Raw genomic sequence first — 4,317 nt, 5'->3', positions numbered from 1 at the left:
GGCCCCCGCCCCCGCCCCGGCGTCAGGCGCGGAAGTCGTCCGGCCGCTCCGGGGACGCCTCGGCCAGCGCGGCGGCGACATCCTCGGCGCCGGCCCGCAGTCCGTACACGGGCGTGCCGGGCTGCTGGCGCCAGGAGTCGTCGATGCCGCCCGCGTCGACGGTGTCGAAGCCCATCTCCTCGATGAGGTCCCGCACGCGGCGCTTGGCGTCCTCGTCGTCCCCGGCCACCGGCAGGGCCATGCGCCCGGGATCGCCCGCGGGGCGCGGCCTGTCGACGATGTCCTGGGCGTAGGTGCCGTTGAACGCCTTGACGACCGGGTGGCCGATCTGCCGCTCGGTCCAGCGGCTCTCGGTCAGTCCCTCGTCCTCGATGGCGTCGATCCGGCCGTCGCGCTGCCGCGGGTAGTAGTTGCCCGTGTCGATGACGGCCACCCCGGGGGCGGCACCGTCGAGCAGCCCGGAGGGCAGGTCGGGCACGGCCTTCAGCGGGACGGTGACCACCACGACCTCCGCGCCGCGTGCCGCCTCGCCGGCGGCGACGGGGGTGGCTCCGGTCTCCTCGGCCAGTTCGGTGAGGGTGTGCGGTCCGCGCGAGTTCGCCACCGACACCTCGTGGCCGAGTGCGGTCAGCCGCCTGGTCAGGTTGCCGCCGATGTTGCCCGCGCCGATGATGCCGATCTTCATCGATTGCCTTTCCGTCTCCGTCGGTCGGGGCGACCGGCGGCCGCCTCGTGCCGGCCCGGCGAGGACCGGGCGGCTTCCTGCGCAACCCCGCCGCCGGGGGCATCTGTTCCCGGTTCGGCGTTCGTCCCGTCCGGTGTCGGCCGCAAGAAATCATGCATGCGTGCTTGCTTGTTTCCTTCGTCCCTGTCACGCTCGCCGGACGGGGAGCCCACACGGCCGAGGCGAGGGAGGGCGGTATGCCGGGCACGGCTGCGGACGAGGTGCTGGAGGACCTGCGGCGCGAGGGCGAGGAACTGGACGCGCTCGTCGCCCCCCTGGCAGAGGAGGCCGACAGGCGGTGGACGGCCGCCACTCCGGCGCCCGGCTGGACCGTCGCCCACCAGATCGCCCACCTGGCCTGGACCGACGAACGCTCCCTGCTCGCCGCCCGCGATCCCGAGGCGTTCCGGCGGGAGGCCGAGGCGGTGTTCTCGGACCCGGCGGCCGTGGACACCCACGTCGGCGACGGGGCCCGCCGCGGCGCCGCGCTGCCGCCCGGCGCGCTGCTGGCACTGTGGCGCGCCGGGCGGCGGACGCTCGCCGGCGCGCTTTCGGAACTGGCCGGACGCCCGGGCAGGCACCGCATCCCCTGGTACGGGCCGCCGATGAGCCCCGCCGGCATGGCCACGGCCCGGCTGATGGAGACATGGGCACACGGCGAGGACATCGCCGGGGCGCTCGGAGTGCGGCGCGAACCGACCGCCCGTCTGCGCCATGTCGCCCGACTCGGCGTGCGGACCCGGGACTTCGCCCACCTGGTAAACGGACTGGAGCCGCCCACCGAGCCGTTCCGCGTCGAACTCGTCCCGCCCCCGGCGGCCGGCGGCGCTCCCGGCGAGCTGTGGACGTACGGCCCCGAGGGCGCGCCGCAGCGCGTCGGCGGGCCCGCGCTGGACTTCTGCCTGCTCGTCACCCGACGCGTCCACCGCGACGACACCGCCCTGCGCGCCACCGGCGCCGCCGCCGAACGCTGGCTCTCCGTCGCCCAGGCCTTCGCGGGCCCGCCCGGCGCCGGGCGGGCGCCGGGCGCGCGCAGCCACGGAGACGGAGGTGCGCGGTGACCCCCGCCCCCGACGGCGGAGTGCTGCGGATCGGGAACGCCTCCGGCTTCTACGGCGACCGCTTCGACGCGGTGCGCGAGATGCTCTCCGACGGTGAGCTGGACGTCCTGACCGGCGACTACCTGGCCGAGCTGACCATGCTGATCCTGGGCCGGGACCGGATGAGGGATCCCGGCCTCGGCTACGCGAAGACCTTCCCGCGGCAACTGGAGGACACCCTCGGCCTCGCCGTCGAACGCGGTGTACCGCTGGTGGTCAACGCCGGCGGACTCAACCCGGCCGGACTGGCCGGCGCCGTACGGGAGCTGGCCGGCCGGCTCGGCCTGCCGGCCAGGGTGGCCCATGTCGAGGGCGACGACGTCACCGACCGCGGCGGCTGGGGCGAGGGCGTCCTCACCGCCAACGCCTACCTCGGCGGAGCCGGCGTCACCGCCTGCCTGGAGGCGGGCGCCGACGTGGTGGTGACCGGCCGGGTCACCGACGCCGCACTGGTCACCGGGGCGGCCGCCGCCCGCTTCGGCTGGGACGCCGGCGACCCGGCCGACCGCGACGCGCTGGCCGGCACCGTGGTCGCCGGGCACGTGCTGGAGTGCGGCACCCAGGCCACCGGCGGCAACTACGCCTTCTTCGCCGACGAGGGGATCGACGTGCGCCGCCCCGGCTTCCCGCTGGCCGAAATCCACCGCGACGGCAGCTCGGTGATCACCAAGCACCCGGGCACCGGCGGAGCGGTGACCGTCGGCACCGTCACCGCCCAGCTGCTGTACGAGACGGCCGGAGCGCGCTACGCCGGGCCCGATGTGACGGCACGTCTGGACACCGTACGGCTGCGGGCCGACGGGCGGGACCGGGTGCGGGTCGAGGGCGTGCGCGGCGAGGCGCCGCCGCCCGCGCTCAAGGTGGGCCTGACCCGCCTGGGCGGCTTCCGCAACGAGGTGGTCTTCGTCCTCACCGGCCTGGACATCGAGGCCAAGGCGGCGCTGGTGCGCGAGCAGATGGAGGACCGGCTGGACGCCGCGCCCGGCGGCCGCCCCGCCGAGGTCCGCTGGACCCTGGCCCGCACCGACCACGCGGACGCGCCCGTACAGCAGGAGGCGAGCGCCCTGCTCCGCCTCGTGGTGCGGGACGCGGACGCCGACCGGGTGGGGCGGGCCGTCAGCGGCGCCGCCGTCGAGCTGGCGCTCGGCAGCTACCCCGGCTTCCACGTCACCGCCCCGCCGGGCAAGGGGGCGCCGTACGGCGTCTTCGAGGCGGCGTACCTGGACGCGGCCGAGGTGCCGCACACGGCCGTACTGCCCGACGGGCGGCGGATCGCGGTGCCGCCGCCCCGCACCACCCGGCCCCTGGAACCGGTGGCCGAGCCGCCGCTGCCCGAGCCGCTGCCGCAGGAGAGCCTGAACGCCACCAGGCGGGCGCCGCTGGGGTCGGTGGCCGGGGCGCGCAGCGGCGACAAGGGCGGCAGCGCCAACATCGGCGTGTGGGCGCGCGACGAGTGGACCTGGCGCTGGCTGGCGCACACCCTCACCACCGACCGGCTGCGCGAACTGCTGCCGGAGGCAGCCGAGTTGCCCGTCACCAGGCATGTGCTGCCCGGCCTGCGCGCCCTGAACTTCGTGATCGACGGCGTCCTCGGTGAGGGCGTGGCCTCCCAGGCCCGCTTCGACCCGCAGGGCAAGGCGCTGGGGGAGTGGCTGCGCTCCCGCCGCATCGACATACCCGAGGAGCTGCTGTGACCGTGCTGCGCTCGGCGTTGGACACCACGGCGCCGGAGTACGCCGCCAACCGCGAGGCGATGCTCGCGAAACTCGACGCACTGGAGGCCGAGCACGCCAAGACCCTGGCCGGCGGGGGCGAGAAGTACCTCGCCCGCCACCGCGGGCGCGGCAGACTCCTGGCCCGCGAACGCGTAGAGCTGCTGCTCGACCCCGACACGCCCTTCCTGGAACTGTCCCCGCTGGCGGCCTGGGGCAGCGACCACACCGTCGGCGCCTCGCTGGTCACCGGCATCGGCGTGGTCGAGGGCGTCGAGTGCCTGATCACCGCCAACGACCCGACCGTGCGCGGCGGGGCCAGCAACCCCTGGACGCTGAGGAAGGCGCTGCGGGCCAACGAGATCGCCCGGGCCAACCGGCTGCCGCTCATCAGCCTGGTGGAGTCCGGCGGGGCGGACCTGCCCAGCCAGAAGGAGATCTTCATCCCCGGCGGCGCCCTCTTCCGCGACCTCACCCGGCTCAGCGAGGCCGGCATCCCCACGATCGCGGTCGTCTTCGGCAACTCCACCGCCGGCGGCGCCTACGTCCCCGGCATGTCCGACCACGTGATCATGGTGGACCGGGGCGCCAAGGTGTTCCTCGGCGGACCGCCGCTGGTGAGGATGGCCACCGGCGAGGAGGCCGACGACGAGGAACTGGGCGGCGCCGGCATGCACGCCCGCGTCTCCGGCCTCGCCGACCACTTCGCGGTGGACGAGCCCGACGCGCTGCGCCAGGCCCGCCGCGTCGTCGCCCGCCTCAACCGGCCCAAGGCCCACCC

3 protein-coding genes and 1 pseudogene are annotated in these 4,317 nt (G+C 75.7%); 3 read left to right on the top strand and 1 reads right to left on the bottom strand.

Annotation, left to right across the window (positions count from 1 at the left end; all coding sequences use genetic code 11):
- Positions 1 to 22: 22 nt before the first annotated feature.
- Positions 23 to 706, bottom strand: a pseudogene (locus L7D48_RS26590) (NADPH-dependent F420 reductase); the annotation flags it as partial.
- Positions 707 to 921: 215 nt separating this feature from the next.
- Here L7D48_RS26590 and L7D48_RS26585 point away from each other — a divergent pair.
- The 3 genes from L7D48_RS26585 to L7D48_RS26575 all read left to right on the top strand — a co-directional run.
- Positions 922 to 1,785: a TIGR03084 family metal-binding protein gene (locus L7D48_RS26585; protein WP_237883289.1), complete on the top strand. Its 864-nt coding sequence runs from the start codon at positions 922 to 924 to the stop codon at positions 1,783 to 1,785.
- Positions 1,782 to 3,518, top strand: a complete 1,737-nt coding sequence (locus L7D48_RS26580) for an acyclic terpene utilization AtuA family protein (protein WP_237883287.1) — start codon at positions 1,782 to 1,784, stop codon at positions 3,516 to 3,518. Before L7D48_RS26585 ends, L7D48_RS26580 begins: the two co-directional genes overlap by 4 nt.
- A partial coding sequence (locus L7D48_RS26575; protein WP_308312341.1) for a carboxyl transferase domain-containing protein occupies positions 3,515 to 4,317 on the top strand: 803 nt, incomplete at its 3' end. The genes L7D48_RS26580 and L7D48_RS26575, both read left to right, overlap by 4 nt.

The sequence above is a fragment of the Streptomyces sp. ICN903 genome (assembly GCF_022015835.1).
In the GTDB taxonomy this organism is placed as follows: Bacteria; Actinomycetota; Actinomycetes; order Streptomycetales; family Streptomycetaceae; genus Streptomyces; species Streptomyces fenghuangensis.
The sequence above is the reverse complement of the archived record's forward strand: the minus strand, read 5'-3'. Positions and strand labels throughout refer to the sequence as shown.

Bases quoted from the DNA above. Each gene is read 5' to 3' on its own strand.
- L7D48_RS26585 (WP_237883289.1), top strand. From the start codon at position 922: ATGCCGGGCACGGCTGCGGACGAGGTGCTGGAGGACCTGCGGCGCGAG.